The organism is Prochlorococcus marinus str. SB, from assembly GCF_000760115.1.
Lineage (GTDB): Bacteria > Cyanobacteriota > Cyanobacteriia > PCC-6307 > Cyanobiaceae > Prochlorococcus_A > Prochlorococcus_A marinus_D.
Genome location: NZ_JNAS01000002.1, coordinates 254,223 through 271,325, shown reverse-complemented (window position 1 = coordinate 271,325; position 17,103 = coordinate 254,223). Strand labels below are relative to the sequence as shown.

The 17,103-nt window shown below is 33.7% G+C and carries 16 protein-coding genes and 2 tRNA genes; 4 read left to right on the top strand and 14 right to left on the bottom strand.

Annotated features, from left to right (window positions below):
* Window positions 1-252: 252 nt before the first annotated feature.
* From EV02_RS04795 to EV02_RS04835, 14 genes are all read right to left on the bottom strand, one after another.
* Complete coding sequence (locus EV02_RS04795) at window positions 253-1,404, bottom strand: PAS domain-containing sensor histidine kinase (protein WP_241433706.1); 1,152 nt, start codon at window positions 1,402-1,404, stop codon at window positions 253-255.
* Between the two features lie 2 nt (window positions 1,405-1,406).
* A complete protein-coding gene (locus EV02_RS04800; RefSeq protein WP_032519547.1) occupies window positions 1,407-2,135 on the bottom strand; it encodes a response regulator transcription factor in 729 nt (242 codons plus the stop codon).
* A 567-nt stretch (window positions 2,136-2,702) separates the two neighbouring features.
* Window positions 2,703-3,407, bottom strand: coding sequence for a HupE/UreJ family protein (locus EV02_RS04805; protein ID WP_011863180.1), 705 nt, complete (start codon window positions 3,405-3,407; stop codon window positions 2,703-2,705).
* The gene (locus EV02_RS09490) at window positions 3,349-3,486 is read right to left on the bottom strand and encodes a hypothetical protein (protein ID WP_173028028.1); all 138 of its coding nucleotides are present in this window, start codon (window positions 3,484-3,486) and stop codon (window positions 3,349-3,351) included. Before EV02_RS09490 ends, EV02_RS04805 begins: the two co-directional genes overlap by 59 nt.
* Window positions 3,487-4,278: 792 nt before the next feature.
* On the bottom strand, window positions 4,279-9,471 hold the full coding sequence (locus tag EV02_RS09100; protein ID WP_052043487.1) for an SBBP repeat-containing protein: 5,193 nt from the start codon (window positions 9,469-9,471) through the stop codon (window positions 4,279-4,281).
* A gap of 287 nt (window positions 9,472-9,758) precedes the next feature.
* Window positions 9,759-11,054 (bottom strand): VapE domain-containing protein, encoded by a 1,296-nt coding sequence (locus tag EV02_RS04810; RefSeq protein ID WP_052043486.1) that lies wholly within the window; start codon window positions 11,052-11,054, stop codon window positions 9,759-9,761.
* Window positions 11,041-11,520: a hypothetical protein gene (locus EV02_RS0108710; protein ID WP_032519546.1), complete on the bottom strand. Its 480-nt coding sequence runs from the start codon at window positions 11,518-11,520 to the stop codon at window positions 11,041-11,043. The genes EV02_RS04810 and EV02_RS0108710 overlap by 14 nt, the downstream gene beginning before the upstream one ends.
* A 249-nt stretch (window positions 11,521-11,769) precedes the next feature.
* Window positions 11,770-11,976: a hypothetical protein gene (locus EV02_RS04815; RefSeq protein WP_193742619.1), complete on the bottom strand. Its 207-nt coding sequence runs from the start codon at window positions 11,974-11,976 to the stop codon at window positions 11,770-11,772.
* Window positions 11,977-12,056: 80 nt separating this feature from the next.
* Window positions 12,057-12,251, bottom strand: a complete 195-nt coding sequence (locus tag EV02_RS04820) for a hypothetical protein (protein WP_032519544.1) — start codon at window positions 12,249-12,251, stop codon at window positions 12,057-12,059.
* A gap of 289 nt (window positions 12,252-12,540) precedes the next feature.
* A complete protein-coding gene (locus EV02_RS09485) occupies window positions 12,541-12,702 on the bottom strand; it encodes a hypothetical protein (protein WP_193742618.1) in 162 nt (53 codons plus the stop codon).
* A gap of 46 nt (window positions 12,703-12,748) precedes the next feature.
* The gene (locus tag EV02_RS0108705; protein WP_052043485.1) at window positions 12,749-13,045 is read right to left on the bottom strand and encodes a hypothetical protein; all 297 of its coding nucleotides are present in this window, start codon (window positions 13,043-13,045) and stop codon (window positions 12,749-12,751) included.
* Between the two features lie 2 nt (window positions 13,046-13,047).
* Window positions 13,048-14,388, bottom strand: coding sequence for a hypothetical protein (locus EV02_RS04825; protein WP_052043484.1), 1,341 nt, complete (start codon window positions 14,386-14,388; stop codon window positions 13,048-13,050).
* Window positions 14,389-14,527: 139 nt separating this feature from the next.
* A tRNA-Thr gene (locus EV02_RS04830) sits at window positions 14,528-14,599 on the bottom strand.
* 10 nt (window positions 14,600-14,609) lie between these two features.
* Window positions 14,610-14,691 (bottom strand) — tRNA-Tyr (locus tag EV02_RS04835).
* A gap of 101 nt (window positions 14,692-14,792) precedes the next feature.
* Between EV02_RS04835 and aroQ the strand changes: the two genes are divergently transcribed.
* Genes aroQ through EV02_RS04855 form a run of 4 tightly spaced genes read left to right on the top strand, consistent with a single transcriptional unit; the run spans window position 14,793 to window position 17,099 of the window.
* Window positions 14,793-15,233 carry a type II 3-dehydroquinate dehydratase gene (gene aroQ / locus EV02_RS04840; RefSeq protein WP_032519543.1) on the top strand — a complete coding sequence of 147 codons (441 nt, stop codon included), beginning with the start codon at window positions 14,793-14,795 and terminating at the stop codon, window positions 15,231-15,233.
* Window positions 15,234-15,842, top strand: a complete 609-nt coding sequence (locus tag EV02_RS04845; protein ID WP_032519541.1) for a tRNA-(ms[2]io[6]A)-hydroxylase — start codon at window positions 15,234-15,236, stop codon at window positions 15,840-15,842.
* A gap of 16 nt (window positions 15,843-15,858) precedes the next feature.
* The gene (gene cobI / locus EV02_RS04850; RefSeq protein ID WP_032520452.1) at window positions 15,859-16,614 is read left to right on the top strand and encodes a precorrin-2 C(20)-methyltransferase; all 756 of its coding nucleotides are present in this window, start codon (window positions 15,859-15,861) and stop codon (window positions 16,612-16,614) included.
* Entirely contained in the window at window positions 16,614-17,099 is a 486-nt protein-coding gene (locus EV02_RS04855) for a DUF1823 family protein (protein ID WP_032519540.1), read from the top strand. The genes cobI and EV02_RS04855 overlap by 1 nt, the downstream gene beginning before the upstream one ends.
* The last annotated feature ends 4 nt before the right edge of the window (window positions 17,100-17,103 follow it).

The following is a 17,103-nucleotide window of genomic DNA, read 5'->3' as shown; positions in this document are numbered from 1 at the left end:
AGCACTTAATTTGAACACAAATACTCTTTAATTAAAAGTTTATCTTTTAATTAATTAGTTCTTAACCCTCTCTTAAACTAAATCTTGATTAGAGCTTTTTTCGTCTGGATTTAAAAATATTTGAGAATAAAAATAGATTAATTTTTAACTTTTATACAAAAAAATCTCAAAATACGTAAACAATTTTTTTTTAATTTAAGAGATGTGTAAACTCTCTTTAAAATTCTCTATTTGTTTTTTATTCTTACCATCCTATAAATCTGTATTAAGACAAGGAAAGATAGTTTCAAAAATTGCTCCACCATCCTTATGATTAAAAGCTTTAATAAAACCTTTATTGTTATTGATTATTTTTTTTGTTATTGAAAGACCTAAACCGCTACCACTTTTATTAAATTTAGTCCTTGATGGATCCCCACGATAAAAACGAGAAAAAATATCATTAGATTCATTTCCCTCTAGTCCAATGCCTTTATCTCTAACTCTGATAACAACAGAGCTATCTCTCTTAAAAATTTCAATTTGAATTTCTTCATTAACTGGGGAGTAACGAATAGAATTATCTAAAATGTTTATGAAAGCTCTTTTTAAATTTTCGATATCACCAGATATATAATATTTTGTTGGTATAAATAAATTTATTTTTATATCTTTTTTTTCTGCAAGCGGTTTTAAGGTTTGCCAAGATTCCATAATCAAATCTGAAATAGATATTTTTTTGTTTTTATTAAAAGTCTCAGTACTTTCTAGCTTAGAAAGCTCTAAAGTCTCCTCCACCATTTTTCTTAATCTTTTAGATTCTTTCTTAAGTCTTTTAACAAGATATCTATCTTTCTTTGATACTACTGCTTCCAATCTTTCGCCTATCAAAATAAGAGATGTAAGAGGTGTTTTCAGTTCATGAGACACATCATTGATTAATTGATTCTGTCTTTTTTTTATGGATTCAATTGATAATTTACTCTCCAACAATATTAAATAATTTTTTTTCCTTGCTCTAACAATATTTACAGAAATGGGTTCCCCCGAAATAGTGCAATCTAGGCTGATTGGGAAATCTTTTTTTCTTGAATATAAAATCTTATTTCTTAGTACTTCGAGATCATTAATATCATTAATTGCTTTTCCAATAACATCTTTATATTTAATAAACTTAATTAGAGATAAACCTTTCTGATTGATAAATTTTATTGTTAGATCAGAAGACAAAATTATCCATCCTTGAGATGAATAATCTAACCAAGATAAAAGTTGGTGTGGTTTAACTTTATCAAATGGAAAATCAAAAATTTGTTGGTTCTTATTTTTAGTTAATTCAATATTTTTATTATTTTTTGAAAATCCTTTAACCTTGGCTTTCCCTTTCTCATAAAAGAAAGTTAATAACTCTTGTAGCGTTTTCATTCTCATCCGAACTTATATCCAAAACCTCTAACAGTTTTAAGAAACTTTGGGGCTGAGGGATCTTCTTCTAATTTCTCTCTGAGCCACCTAACATGAACATCTACAGTTTTAGTATCACCGATAAAGTCAATTTCCCATATTTTTTCAAGTATTAAATCTCTTGACCATACCCTTTTTGGATTTTTCATAAATAATTCTAATAATTTAAATTCTTTTGGAGATAATGTTATTTCTCTATCGAAAGAAGTTACCCTACATTCTTCCAGAAACATTTTTATATGATTAAACTCTATGACGGTTTTTGAGTTTTCTATATTTTTTTTATTACGTTTAGATCTTCTTATTAAGGCTCTTGATCTAGCAATTAATTCATTTAAACCAAAAGGTTTTGTTAAATAATCATCTGCACCAACCTCTAAACCAAGAACCCTGTCTGATTCATTATCTTTAGCACTCAAAATTAGTATGGGTGTATAATTTTCTTCATTTCTTATTTTTCTGCATAACTCTAATCCATTTAACCCTGGCAACATTAAATCGAGAATTATTAGGTCAACATCATTTTTATAATCATTAGTAATAAAATCTAATGCAATTAAACCATCTTTGAAACTTAATACTCTAAAACCTTCACTATTCAATGTCTCACTGACTGTCAGCCTAATACTCTTATCATCCTCTACAAGAAGAATTTTTGAGTCTTGCAAACTTTTATGATCTTTAATAGCCATTTAAAACCCAACAAATTAATTTTATATTATCAAATTTATTTGATGTAATTATTTCATATTTACTTTACATTCAATACTTATTTTTTATTTAATCTTATTTCCTTTTTAATTTCCCCTTAAACCTTTTTACTTATTTTTAGATTGTCTCCAATGATCTATCGCCTTGAATCTTGGAGACATATTTCATGGAAGGCACTAGGTCGATCACGGGGTAGCTGTAGGGGTAGCTGAGGCTATATACCTTGTATGTAGAACTATATACTTTTACAATATTGAGACTCAAACCCACTCGCACCACTTACCTATACCCTAGTTATAGTAAGGAAATATTGAGTTTTTACGTATGATAGATCGAGTGCTTTGGGAGCACTAGGTCGCAGGTTCGAATCCTGTCGCCCCGATCAGTCATACCAATAGATTAGAAATAATATAACTCGTCTCATATTGCGAAAAGGTAGCTAGAGGGGTAGCTAGGATACAGTTGTTGCGATCGTCACTTACTTATCTAGTGCCTATTATTGACAATTCCATCAATTAGGTTGTTCCCCAAAAATTTTAGAACACTTATTAGTCAATAAGTGCAACCCATGAAAAGGCTGCTCCAATACCAATTAAAATTCCCGAAACCAAATTTTTATTCTTTAAAATTTTTCCAATATGCTCTGATAAGTATAGGACTATTAAGAGCAAAGATCCTTGCCCTATAAATATTCCTAAAAAGTAACTTAATAGAGGACTTTGCTCAGCACCAACAATTGCACCTCCTATCAAGTAACCATGCAAAGAGATCATGGGTAAAAGTAATGAGCTAGGTAAATAGCCCAAAATTATCAAACTTTCTAAAACTAAGCTTAAAGATACTAATGCTTCTGCGTAGGGAATCATAAATTCTGGCAATGACAAAATTTGCGCAATAGCACTTCCAATTAAACCAAAACCTAATAAAGGTAATATCCATTTTTTTGGGAATCTCAATCCAATAAGACTTATTGCCAAAATAAAAAGGAGATGGTCTGGACCTAATAAGGGATGACCAATACCACTGATAAATCCCTGCCAGGAAGTTAATGTGGAACTCTCACCCATACCAAATGGATGATGAGCAAATACTGGATTATAGATACTAATAAAAAACAAATATACAGGGAAGATTATTAAAGAGACTTTTAAGTTCTTATGAAAAAAATTTTTAGAATTCATTTTTCTATTTAAATTAATGATCTTTGCATGGTGAACATTCTTCACAATCTGTACATTCGCAAGGACAAACACAACCACAACCTGGACAAACTTCTTTCTCGTTTAAAATCAAAGTATCTGTTAATAAATGTTTTGTAAAAGTAATAACCATAATTTAAAAATTTATTTCTAAATATAAACAATATATCACTAAAAGTCAATGCTAGTAATAATTTATAAATTTTATAAAATAAAAATAAAAAACGATTATCATTTTTATTTAATAAAGAAATATATTATTTAACAAACTTTAAAAATGATAATCATGTTCATGAATATTATTTAGCAAAACAATAACAAACCTTTTAAATAATATTTTGATAATGAAAATCATATTCATGATTATTATTTAAAAAGAAAACTTCACTCAGCCTCTATTTCAATAATTCTTTTACCTTCCAAAGCATTAATTCTTTCTTCTTGGAATTCAATAGCGACTATCAATTATTTTTTGGGGTGATAACTACAAGAAGGCACTCGGGTGTAAAAGGGGTAGCTAGAGGGGTAGCTAAGTGACGATCTCATGCGAATTCATGCGATCGCAAGGCATGAATTTGAGACTCAGAAACATTCCAACACAATAGAAAACCTTAGTTATAATCAATATTCTTATATTTTTCTCAAAGTTACATACAAGTGCTTTGGGAGCACTAGGTCGCAGGTTCGAATCCTGTCGCCCCGACTCTTAAAAACCAAGTCATACTAGCGAGTCTCCCAACTCGCTTTTTTATTTCTCATTTGTCTTAAAATCTCTGCGGGCGCGGAATGGGCGAGGATTTGTATAGCTTTGGATAACTTTGGAGGTTAGCTCGCCCCTTTATAAATGCCATTTTGACTCAGTAACCTTATCTAAAAGTCTCTATCCAAATCAAAAAATAAAATCAGATATTGATCCATCTTTAATTTAAACAAGAATATCTGTTATACCTACACCATTTAAATCCGATAAATTGTAGCCATAAACTATTGCCAACAAATCACTTTTATTTTCATCTGTATAGACCTTAAGATTTTTGCCACTGTCAAAAACTCCGAGTTGATTATTATCAATACCATTTAAATTTACTTTATCTCCTTCTTCAAAATCTCTAATTCTGTCGTAACCACTTCCTGGAGTTAATACAAAAACATCATTTCCACTACCACCATAAAGATCATCTTTACCTAAACCACCATACAAAATATCATCGCCATCTTCTCCTTTTAATAAGTCATCGCCACTTTCTCCATATAAGGTATCTCCATCATCTCCGCCTCTTAGATAATCATCATCTTCCCCACCATATAGATCATCTGCTCCAGAGTGTCCTTTTAGGTAATCATCACCTGTATCACCATATAATTGATCTGCTCCAGCACCACCATAAAGTTTATCGTCACTTGTTCCTCCATGTAATTCATCATTACCATTACCTCCAGAAAGCATATCTTTACTAGTGCCACCTTCTAAATAATCATCCCCATCTTGACCATAGAGTTTATCAGCACTAGATCCGCCATATAATTGGTCATTACCAACTCCTCCATAAAGTTTATCGGCACTAGAACCTCCATCTAAATAATCGTCACCAACTCCTCCATACAGAGAATCTGCACTAGATCCTCCGTATAATTCATCATCTCCATCTTCTCCATATAACTTGTCAGAACTAGATTCTCCATAAAGTTTGTCATTATCCTCTCCTCCTCTTAGCCAGTCTTTACCAGTACCTCCCCAGAGAATGTCATTACCAGAATGTGCTTTTAGATAATCATTACCGCTGTCTCCATAAAGAATGTCGGCTCCCTCTGAGCCATATAATCTATCGTTACCTTTTCCTCCATATAATGTGTCATCACCACTTTTGCCATAAAGCTTGTTCGCTTTATCATTTCCAGTAAGCGTATTAGCTAGATCATTACCAGATCCTGAGATATTGCCTTTACCAGTAAGGGTTAGATTCTCTACATTGCTAGATGCTGTAAATGTAACTGAGGAATAAATTAAATCAGTTCCTTCATTCTCTTCTTCTGTGACACTGTCACTTTTACTGCTCACATAATAAGTATCATCTCCATCTCCTCCATACATTTTGTCGCTGCCGGATTCTCCTTTTAACCGGTCATCTCCAGCTCCGCCATAGAGTTCATCAGAACTAGATCCTCCCCTTAAATAATCATTACCATTACCTCCATAAAGTTTATCGGCACTGGAGTGTCCCTTTAAATAATCATCTCCATCTTCTCCATAAAGAATGTCAGAACTGCTACCACCATAAAGCTTGTCCTCATCATCTCCTCCATAGAGTTCATCAGAACTTGTTCCACCATATAAAATATCATTTCCACTACCACCATATAATTTGTCAGCACTGGATTCTCCATATAATTCATCATCTCCTTCTCCTCCATCAAGCATGTCGGAGCTTGTTCCGCCCAATAAAGTATCGTCTCCTGCTCCTCCATATAATTTATCTTTGCTGTAATGTCCTTTTAAGTAATCATCACCATCTTCTCCATAAATGATATCTTCTCCCTTCCAGCCATAAATTTTATCATTACCTTCTCCTCCATAAAACTTATCATCTCCATCTTTTCCATAAAGTTTATTATCTCCAGAATTTCCTCTAATCGTATTATCTAACTCATTACCATGAGCATTAATATGGGATGTGCCTGTAAGAGTTAAATTTTCAATATATTTAGTTTCAACAAGAGACCACTCAACAGAGGATTTTACAGTGTCTTTCCCTTCTCCTGATTTTTCTGTAACACGATCATCTTTGCTATCAACATAATAGGTATCATCGCCATCTCCTCCTTTTAAAGAATCATCTCCAGATCCTCCATCAAGAATATTATCACCAGAATTTCCAGTAATAATATTGTCTAGAGAATTTCCCGTAGCATCATTATTCTCTTCACCTGTAAGAGTTAAATTCTTGAATTCATCTTTTAATGTCATTGAAGATGAAGATTTTACTGTTACATCAAGATCATTTGCTTGGCTTTCTAGTGAAGCTATATCATCTTCTATTTCTTCTTCTCTATCTTTTTTACTACTTTCTACTTTTTTAACAGCGCTGGCTATATCAGAAATTGCTTTTTTAACTGTTTTGTAATACTGATTCCCAATATCATTTCCATAAAGAGTTTTCAATTGACTTTTCATTTGACTCCAACTCACATTTCCTAAATAACCTGGAAATGATTTCATCTTTCTCAAAAAAGAGCTAGAAGAATATTCATTTCCACCAATATTTATTTTCTCAATACCCTTATTTTCTAAAGCATCCATAATGATAAGGCCATGACCTCCATCTGTAGCAAAAAGATGCTTTTTATCTATAGTGCCAAAGATTCCATAGTAATAATAATTGCTTCCTAAATAAATCTTGTCTTTACTACCATGATTTGGGGCTTCATAGATCACAGTTGCCCCATATGCCCCATTGTCTATTTCGTAAGTATCGTTGCCACTTCCTCCTAAAAGAATTTGTTCGTCTGTATAACCAGATCCATCTGCTTCCAGATAATCATTTCCTTTTAGTCCCCAAATAATTTCAAACCCATCAGAACTGCGCATAGTATCTCCGCTAGAAGAGCCAAATCTATGCCTATAACCGGTAATATCTAGATCACTATAATAAGTAACATCCTCTAATTCTTCTTCTAAACTTTCAATTGAGGATTGAATAGAGTGCTTTTCTATATGAATCGAATCAGTTGTTACTGACCCGCTAAATCCTTGATCATCTTCATATGAGACCAAAGCTCTTATGTATTTATCAGAGTCATCATATTTAATATGGTAATAAGACTCTTCGCTCTCATTAGTCCATGAATTTCCATCTAATGATGACTGCCATTGATAAGATAGTGAACCGGTTCCATCGGGATCTGCTTCATCTTCAGAAATATTTAATATATAAGATACTTCTTTAGTTCCATCTAAAGAAAATACAGCTTCTCCATCATTTTTAATTGCAGAAACAATAGAAGAAGAGGTTATGACTAATTCATCAAAACCTTGATCATCTTCGTAAGAAATTACTGCTCTTAATGATTTACCTTCTTCAATTGCTCCAACTGTATAGGTACTATCTGCCCCGACAACACTCCATATGGAATTATCTAAAGATGTTTGCCAGCTATAAGATAAATTTCCTGTCCCATCAGGATCGGCCGTATCTACACTAATACTTAAAGTATTTCCTACTTCTGCATTTCCACTAATAGAAAATTCTGCAATCCCATTGTTGAGAATAGGAATAGCAGAGGTGGAAGTAATTACAGCTTCATCAAAACCTTGAGCATCCTGATAAGAAATTACAGCCTTAATTGATTTACCCTCATCACTTCCAGAGACTTCATAAGTACTATCTGTGCCGACAACACTCCAGGTGGAATCATCAGAAGAAATTTGCCAGCTATAACTTAAAGTGCCAGTTCCATCCGGATCTTTAGAATCTTTACTAATACTTAATGTATTTCCAACTACTGCAGTTCCAACGATAGAAAAACTTGCATCTCCATCATCTACATAAGGAATACTAGAACTAGAAGTAGTAACTGTTTCATCAAAACCTTGAGCATCTTCATAAGATATTACTGCCTTTATAAATTGTCCTTCATCTTTAGATAATACTGTGTAAGTATTTGAGGTACTTACTTCTTGAACAAAAGAGGGATTTGTAAATTGAATTAGGAAAGAATCATAACCACCAATATTCTCTTTGCCGACAAATGTCCCATCACTTCCATTTGGATTTAATCTGGTATTACCAATTAGGTAAGATTTATTATTATTAAAAACTAAACTTTTTACCTGATTGCCTGCAAAGGTATAATTGTGTCCATAAAGTTCTGACCAGTTTTGAACGCCGTCTTTGTCAAAACTTTTAATGAAAATATTACTGTTTCCAAAAGTTTCAAACTGAGTTGTGCCTGCACCATAAATATTGCCATCTTTTGAGAAGACTAGTGAATGTAAAGAATCATCACTATATATGGAATCCGCACCAAATATATTCGTCCATAATTTTCTTCCGTCTTCATCGTATTTAATTAGAAAAGCATCAGGTTGACCTAAAGGGCCTATTTTACTTTTATCGTCTAAATTTCCATTTGTATAACCACCAATATAAATATTTTCTTCATCATCAAGAGTTATCGATGACGCTTCGTCAGCAGTCACTGTTCCTGATAATCGAGTCCATACTAGATCCCCTGTTTGATCTATTTTTGAAATAAAAATATCTCGGGATCCTTTATTAATCTCTCCGTTGAGATTACCCTCAGTACTCCCTGTTACATATAAGTTTCCATCTTTTGAAATAACTGAATCACTAACAACGTCACTTTTGTCGGGCGAATTCAGTAATTTAATCCAATTTTGATTTCCTTCATTATCATATTTAGCTATGAAAACTGCTCTAGACCACTCATTTGTTTTTCTGTCTACTAAATCACCATAGGTATAGCCATCAACATAGACAGAGCCATCTCTTCCAATATTTATATTATTTACTCCAGTACTAGTTGAATTAAAAATTTGTGTCCAAACTTTATTCCCATCTTTGTCATATTTTTGAAGATATCCATAACTTCCAATTGGACTGTATCCGTCTAATTTGCCGCGTGCACTTCCACCCACATATATTGAACCATCCAATCCTCTAGCGATAGCAAGAGACGATACATGCGTATTAGAATTTATTTCGATCTCTTCAGTTTCAATAAATTTAGTCCAAATTCTTTCTCCATCTTTATCGATTTTAGAAATGAATCCTCGTGTAAGTAGATCCCCTTTATTTATATGACCGTCAAAAGAGCCACGTGTAGTACCAGAAACATATACATTACCATTTTCTCCAGTTGTTATATCATAAACATAATCATCTAAACCAGAACCAAAAATATTTACGTTCTCTAAATTTAGTTTTGAATTTGTTCCAACTCCTAAAGAGTTGAAATTGTCAGAAGATGTTTGCCAGCTATAAGATAAATTTCCTGTCCCATCAGGATCGGCCGTATCTACACTAATACTTAAAGTATTTCCTACTTCTGCAGTTCCACTAATAGAAAATTCTGCGGAGCCATCATTAACATTTGTCATATTAAATATGAATAATAATTTTTAATGAATATCTAAACTAAGGCAAATTAATAGCCTTTATTTTACATCGACTGTCAATTATGCACTAGATTTCGCACTATTTTGCTTCACTCAGAAGTAGAACGAAGGTATATCAATGGATTTAAGAGATTAATCACTCCCTAAGAGAGGGAAGGGTTCATAATTTAGCCAAGGTTGCCAAGGTAAAAAGCTATAAAGATATTTATTTTTTTAATAGATATATAAGAAATAACCAACTAATTAGGAAAGACGGGTGGCAACCCCGTCTATTTTTGTTTTCTATAGCCTCTTATCTGTTCGCCTCCTATAGTGGGCCTCCCATAATGCCAACCGCATTTGGCCATTATTTTTCTTATCCGAGGAGAATAAGAGGGATTGCTTAAGTGCCTACTATCTAAATCCAATAGTTCATGGATTCTTTCAGTAGTAACAACTTCTAGAGTGGTATCTTTTAAGAATTTTTCGATTTTCTCGAACCAACTATCCACATATTCAAAATCAGAATTTCTTTCAATAATAGAAATCATTTCATCTTTGGTTGAATAGCATTGATAGCCTTTCCTAAATTCCAGATAGGCTCTAGCCCAAATAGCATCAAAAGCATCATTCACTTTCTCGAATGGCAATTCTTTATTGGGAAGATTGATACAAACAAATCTTGTCGAACCGCTTGAATCGTTAAGAGGTGGAGTATTGGAAGTACCCCAGAAAACACTTCTTCGAGGAATCCTTACTGTTCCTCTTCCATATTTTCTACGACTAAAGTCCTCAGTTCTACTAATGAAATCCTTAAAAGCCTCTATTTGAGATTTTCTTGTAATTCCATCTAACTCGGGTAGCTCACAGCACCAAAGCCTCTCGAGAACTGTAACGTCATCTATATCGAATTTCCCCGATATGCCACCGCCATAATATTTCCCGAATAAGGACTTTCCTAACTCAGTTTTCCCTATATTTTGAGGCCCGATTAGAACTGGAATTTGCCTATTCTGGCAAGCTGGTTGGCAGGCTCTTTTGACAGCAGCTACAAGATAGCGAGGCATAAATGCCCGAGCTATTGGGTCATCAATATTAAATAAAAATTGATCTAAATTAAACCAATCTTTATCGGGTAAAGAATCGTACTTACTACTGTTATGCAAGTATGCAGCGATCGGGTCATATTCATTTAGTTCGGCAACAGTAATTACAGCATCAGTCGTAATGTCTTTTGCCCATCTTTGTTTTGGGTTACTTTGTTGCAGATAAAAACGATTTATCTGATCTAAGGAATACTCATTACCACCAATCTCAATAAACCTAGTCCTCACATTCATTACAGGTTTATCGCCAAGAGCATAAACAATTTCCTTTGGATTAGGTTTGTTTTTAAAACGGGGTTTTTCTCTACTTGGAATAGCTACCCCATCAATAAGAGCTAGAGCCTCTTTTGGCCCGATTGTTTTGTTGCCACTTCCCGAAAGAATAATTCCAGTATCGGGGTCTATAACCACTTCAGGAGTTACTTCCTTAATTGGTTCTTCCTCGTTTAGGGCATCTTGAAAGGCTTTAGATGTGGTCACTTCCCACCTCCATCTCTCCCAAGAAATCAACTCGGAACTGTTTAATCTGTTCAGCCCGATTGGATAATTGATGATAAAAGGTTCTTGTTGTCTCAAAAAGATTGGCTAATTGAATGTCATTAATTAGTTGCTGTTGAGAAAACTGTTTGGACATTGCCAAGATTGTTTTTGTCTCAGCTAGTGCCTCAGTAGTTTTTACAGATACCGCCTCCAACTGTTGCAAGTTCAGAAAACTCAATTCAGGTTTTAGGGCCTCTTGTACATTGTCGTAAACAACATTGAACAATTTATTAAGCCTTGGAATAGATACTTTCGGAATATGCTTTTTGATTAGTGGCTTGGCATTGCCGATTGGTTTATCAGGAATAAAAATCCAATGATTTCCACTAAATCCCGCATTTTTTTTAACTAATGCCCAATCTCTAGTTGGCCCATAATCGACATGGAAAACTTCTCCAAGTTTCATACCCCTGGGGGGGTAGTTAGAAATGCCGTTATAGCAATGGATTACTTCACTATTCCAAGCGCATTTATCGTCCTTAGTGCGGTCACAAATAGGGCAGGGGTTCTTCCTACTCGATCGGATAAAACGACCTCTGGACTCTAATTTTCGCTCTAATGAGTGGCTTTTGGAAATGTATTTCCCAGTATTTGCAGGCTTTTTGTCACTAAAAAAGTCTCCCTCATTCAGGGACAGGTTACAGGCTTTGGACATTTATTCCTCTCCCTGCAACACTTGTTTAACCATCTCTCGACCGAGTCGAATAGTTTTCCCACGATCGTGAAAAACTTTCATAATCTCCTCGACATTCCAATAAATCGGGGAGTTTACACTTCCACCAAATCTATAATGAACCTCCTCCTCAAGAAATCCTCCATGAGTGTCTCGGTTCTTTTTTAGATATTGATCTGAGCAGCCCAATATAACCTTGGCTTCAGGTGTTTTGAACCATCTTTGGTTCTTCATTTTTTAAGTCTCCTAAAACGTGAGTTAAAAGAAAATCAAAAAATTATATTGAATTTATTTTTTAGTCCAGTTTTAATTGCCTTTGATAATCGAGGAAATTTATTCCTCCATAAATCAATCTCCTCTGGAGTTGAACGACTCAAAATAAAACCAAGAAAATCAACATTCTCAGAAACACGATTTCGAGAAATTTGTTGAACTTTATTTTTTTGGCGTGGCATTTCGGACATTAAAAATTACTCAATATATTTTCGATTAACCCTGTTTCTTGTTCATCGAGAGATTTACAGTTTTACCAATTTTCAAACCAATTTTTTCTAGAGATGATTAGAGCAAATTGTTTAAATCGTTTTCAAGTAAAAAGTCTTGAGGTGGGAAACTTCAAGCCATCAATGTGGCTTTAGATATTACTGTTATAGCAGCTAATTAGGCTTTGGCTACTAATTGGATATATCTAGCTTTTTAATCCATTTCGCATCTTCCCCCCCCACAAGCAACAAGCACAACAGATCCATATCTTCAAATATCAGGAAGAGGATTATCATCATTAGCATCATTTTCCGAGCGCTTTTCATCGCGCTTTTCTTCACAATGCACACCGCAACCACCATTAGCTTCATTATGAGCAATAGCTGGAACTGAAAAACCTAATAACAAAGGTAGCAATAATAATAGTTTCATTAATACTTAATAGCCATCTGCCAATAAGGATAGCAATTCATAATTACTAATCATATTGGTCGTACCACTCACCCTCCCCATTTAAGTAAGCTCTAGCATTTGGAGTGTCTTTAAAAAATCTACTATCGCAAGTATTACAGCCAAACTTTTCTTGCTCAGGAAATGGGGTAGGTAAGCAACCAATATTAAAAATCTTATCGTTATACCAATCCTCCTCTAGTGGATAACCAAGAACAGCTTTGGCAATAGTTTTATTGCCACAATTAGGACATTTTGAGGGTTTACGATCTATCAAGTACCACTTGTGATCTTCATAATCTTTTATCTCTTCGCAATATGCCATAACTAAACCTCTATCCTATTTTCAGCGTGTCTTTCAAATGCTTTTTCTATAGCAAGATCAGTTGTATAACTTCCATAGTTACTCATGTGAGTTCCTACTTTATGACCCATAGCAGCAGCAGCATCTTTAATACTTATTGGATTATTTGAACCTTTGTGGCATTGATGAGCAAATCTATGACGTAAGGAATATGGAGTAATATCTTTATTCTTTTTCTCTATTTCTTTCCAAACTTTATTCTTTAATAATTGATCTCGAAAGGCTTGGCCAACATCTCCAAATCTGTTCTTCTTTTGGACTAAATTTATTTGAGTCAAAATTGTTGCAGGTAATTTAATTAATTGAGACTTATATAAATGAATTAATTTTTTCCCTAAATTTGGTTTTTCAACTAAATCCATAGCAAATACTCTTCTATCTTTTCTTTTTTGATTGGTGGTATTTTTGTTGTTTTTAACTTGGCCTACATATAAATTTCCCTCTCTAACTTTTAGAACAGCTAACTCGGCAAGTCTTAATCCAAAAATAGAAACTAAACCAGTTGCCAAAAACATCTCAGGGTCACTTGATTCAAGATCATCTAATAATTTAAATAAATCATTCTCCTCTATATAAGGAGTTAATGCCTCTTCTCTTGTTCTTGTTGATGAACCTTTTAATTCTTTCCTGATACTTTCACTTGGTGGAATCCATCTCTTAGGCATTGAATGTCTTTCGATTCCATAATTTAAAATTTCGCACCAACCATCTATATATCTTTTCCTTTGATCGGGGGTTATATCTCCTAAATCTCTAGCTAATTCCTTAACTAATTCTTCTCCCGTTTTTGGTGCATTTCTTTTACTAATTAATTCTAAAAATGGCCTAATTCTTGAATACCAATCTTTCTCCGTTTTACTCGTTAGACCTTGTTTAGTTTGCATAAACTGATCGACAGTTGAGGCTTTTAATTCAGCCTTATATTCCTTAGTAGCCTTATCTAATTCTTTTTTGTTATAGGTATGTTTTGGTGGAATTATTAGAAAATCTTTCCATGCTTTGTTAGGGGTTTTTGTATTTCCTACGAATTGAGCCTGCCATCTTCGAGAGGCTTCCTTAAGAGTAAGATTCTGATTTTGTACTAATGGCTTAATAAATTCTATGGCTTTTAGAATCTCTAATCCGTTAGTTTCTTTCCACTCTATTGAGAGGGTCTTGGCTGCCTTTCTACCATCGAATGGATATTCGTAGGTTAATTTAGTCCGACCAGAATTTTCGCCGATTACATACCAACCTCGGCCATAATTAGAGTGGATTTGTTTTCTTAATAACTTTTCCCATGAATCCCTGCTACTGTTTGCCATTTGAAATAATATCTATTTCCTCTATTAGAGCAGAAATTAGAGTGGATTGCATATATTAGGGATATATCTGGATATATCTGGCATTTATCAAATTATCTCTGATTCTCTTAAACTTTAGTGGTAGTAAGGCTTTTGGGTATGCCCTCGTCGGGACTTGAACCCGAGACCTCTCCCTTACCAAGGGAGTGCTCTACCGCTGAGCTACAAGGGCAATTTTAAAGTGGGCCGGGTTGGATTTGAACCAACGTAGGCAGAGCCAGCGGATTTACAGTCCGCCCCCTTTAACCACTCGGGCACCGACCCCCACTATTTGAACTTATCAGTTAATGGTCACTTTGTGTGAAAATGTTTTGGATTTTTTGTTTCTTTCTAGATAGCATTTAATAGAAAAGACTTTATTGATGATGAATATACTATTGATAAATGGACCAAATCTCAATCTTTTGGGAACTAGAGAACCTGAAATATATGGAAATAAAACATTGGGCGACATAGAAGAAGATTTAACTAAGGTTGCTAAACAAAAAAGTATTAATCTTGAATGTTTTCAAAGTAATCATGAAGGGGAAATAGTAGATAAAATTCAGGATTCTGTAAAAAGTATTCAAGGTATTCTTATAAATGCTGGTGCTTTTACTCATACCTCGATTTCCATTAGAGATGCTTTAATTGGATCAAAAATTCCATTTGTAGAGTTACATATTTCAAATATTTTTAGTAGAGAAGATTTTCGCAAAGAATCTTTTCTTACAGATAAAGCTATAGGAATTATTAGTGGATTTGGTATATCAAGTTATTCCTTAGCTCTTGAAGGAATCATTGGATATTTAAATAGTAAAAATTAAATGCTAGTTGATTTTAAAAGGCCTTCTTCTCATATTAAATATTTATCGTCATTAACCTCAGATAAGTGGATCGAACTCGCATTATCTAATCCAATCGATATTCTTATTGACCATGCTCATTGTGAAAGAAAAGCAGCAGGAGTAGCTATTCAATTGATGTTTAGATATCCATCAGAACCAAATCTGGCAGAAGTTTTAAGCCCAATAGCGAGAGAGGAATTAGAGCATTTTGAAAAAATACTTTATTTTTTAAAGGATCTTGGACATTCTCTTGAGTCCTTAAAACCGCCTCCATATGGGGCTGAATTGTCCAAGAATATAAGAAAGGAAGAGCCCAATAGAATGCTTGATAGTTTCTTAATAGCAGGACTTATTGAAGCAAGAAGTCATGAAAGATTAAGCTTACTTGCGCTGAATTCTGAAGATAAATCATTTAAATCCCTCTATGAGTCTCTGCTTGAGAGTGAGGCAAGACATTTTGGAGTTTATTGGAAATTAGCGCAAACTAAATTCTCTAAAAATCAAACTTTCAAAAGGTTAGAGGAATTGTCTGAAATTGAGTCGTCAATACTAGCTGAAACTTTTGTATTGCCAAGGGTACATAGCTAAAGTTAATAAAATAAAAATGATAATAAACAAGTTCTTAAGTTTACTTAATCGATATAAAACTGATTTACCAACATTCACCATCGTTGGTGTAGGCCCTGGAGATCCATCGCTTTTAACAATTGCGGCTGTAGATGCAATAAAAAAAGCGAAAGTTATAGTTTTCCCAATATCAGATGATAATAAAAAGAGTTTCGCTGCAGAAATAGTCAAGAATTACACCAAATTTAAAAAAAATATACCTATCATCTTTCCCATGGCTAGGAAGGATTTTGATCCAGATGAAATATGGTCTAATGCTGTAGAAAAAATTGTTAAATATATAAAAAATGGAGAATCAGTTGTTTTACTTTGTCTTGGAGATACTTCACTATTTGCAAGTTCCTCTAATATTTTGAGGTTAATAAAAAATAATCATGCTGAAATTATTACCAAAACAATACCTGGTATTTCCTCTATTTCAGCAGCAGCAGCTTTGAATGATTTTGATTTGGTAAAAAAAGGCGAGACCTTGATCATTAAAGAATGCCCTTCTTCAGAATCTGAATTAACAACCCTAATTAGGGAAAGTAAGTCAAATAAAACGGTATTGGCAATTATGAAAGTTGGCAAAAGATGGAATTTAGTCAGAGAAATTTTAAAAAGAGAGGATATCATCAATACATCATTAATAGCTTTAAGTGTTGGGATGCCTGATCAAATTATTCAATATGCATCACAATATAAAAAGGAATTTATGCCTTATTTCTCTTTGATTTTGATAAGGTTCGATTAATGTATAAAAAAGAAGAATTAGTTGAAAATCAATTTACATGGCCAATATGTAAGGATCTATTATTTCTTGTTCTCGAAGATAGGGTTAGTGATGTTTTTGTTTGTGAATTGGTTTGGGAAAGACTTTTTTATACTAAAGAACTCTCTATAGATCATTGGGCCTTTAGCGCATTAACCCCTTCTTATTGGTCAGAAAAATTTGAAAAAGCTCCTCAAATCATTTCAGAGCGACCAGCCTCAGTACATTTGACTCGATCAATTCCAAAAGAGTATAAACAGGGATTGAAAAATTTTCTTAATTTTAAAGGCTATAAGATTAATGAACTTTATCCGAGAAGAACTAGAAGAGCGACGGCAGTAAATTGGTTGATTTATTGGGCGATTGAAAATGATTGTTTTTCAAAAGAAAGTGGATTAATGCCAAGTACTTGTTCACCCCCTGTTAATCCAGTTAAAGGACATTTTGGCGATCCAGAAATTAAATAAGTTT

Excerpts from the sequence above, each read along its gene's own strand:
- EV02_RS09100 (WP_052043487.1), bottom strand. The coding sequence starts at position 9,471 with ATGACAAATGTTAATGATGGCTCCGCAGAATTTTCTATTAGTGGAACT.
- EV02_RS0108710 (WP_032519546.1), bottom strand. The coding sequence starts at position 11,520 with ATGAAACTTGGAGAAGTTTTCCATGTCGATTATGGGCCAACTAGAGAT.
- EV02_RS04820 (WP_032519544.1), bottom strand. The coding sequence starts at position 12,251 with ATGTCCGAAATGCCACGCCAAAAAAATAAAGTTCAACAAATTTCTCGA.
- aroQ (WP_032519543.1), top strand. The coding sequence starts at position 14,793 with ATGAATATACTATTGATAAATGGACCAAATCTCAATCTTTTGGGAACT.
- EV02_RS0108705 (WP_052043485.1), bottom strand. The coding sequence starts at position 13,045 with ATGGCATATTGCGAAGAGATAAAAGATTATGAAGATCACAAGTGGTAC.
- EV02_RS04800 (WP_032519547.1), bottom strand. The coding sequence starts at position 2,135 with ATGGCTATTAAAGATCATAAAAGTTTGCAAGACTCAAAAATTCTTCTT.
- EV02_RS09485 (WP_193742618.1), bottom strand. The coding sequence starts at position 12,702 with ATGAAACTATTATTATTGCTACCTTTGTTATTAGGTTTTTCAGTTCCA.
- EV02_RS04855 (WP_032519540.1), top strand. The coding sequence starts at position 16,614 with ATGTATAAAAAAGAAGAATTAGTTGAAAATCAATTTACATGGCCAATA.
- EV02_RS09490 (WP_173028028.1), bottom strand. The coding sequence starts at position 3,486 with ATGGTTATTACTTTTACAAAACATTTATTAACAGATACTTTGATTTTA.
- EV02_RS04795 (WP_241433706.1), bottom strand. The coding sequence starts at position 1,404 with ATGAAAACGCTACAAGAGTTATTAACTTTCTTTTATGAGAAAGGGAAA.
- EV02_RS04845 (WP_032519541.1), top strand. The coding sequence starts at position 15,234 with ATGCTAGTTGATTTTAAAAGGCCTTCTTCTCATATTAAATATTTATCG.
- EV02_RS04825 (WP_052043484.1), bottom strand. The coding sequence starts at position 14,388 with ATGGCAAACAGTAGCAGGGATTCATGGGAAAAGTTATTAAGAAAACAA.
- cobI (WP_032520452.1), top strand. The coding sequence starts at position 15,859 with ATGATAATAAACAAGTTCTTAAGTTTACTTAATCGATATAAAACTGAT.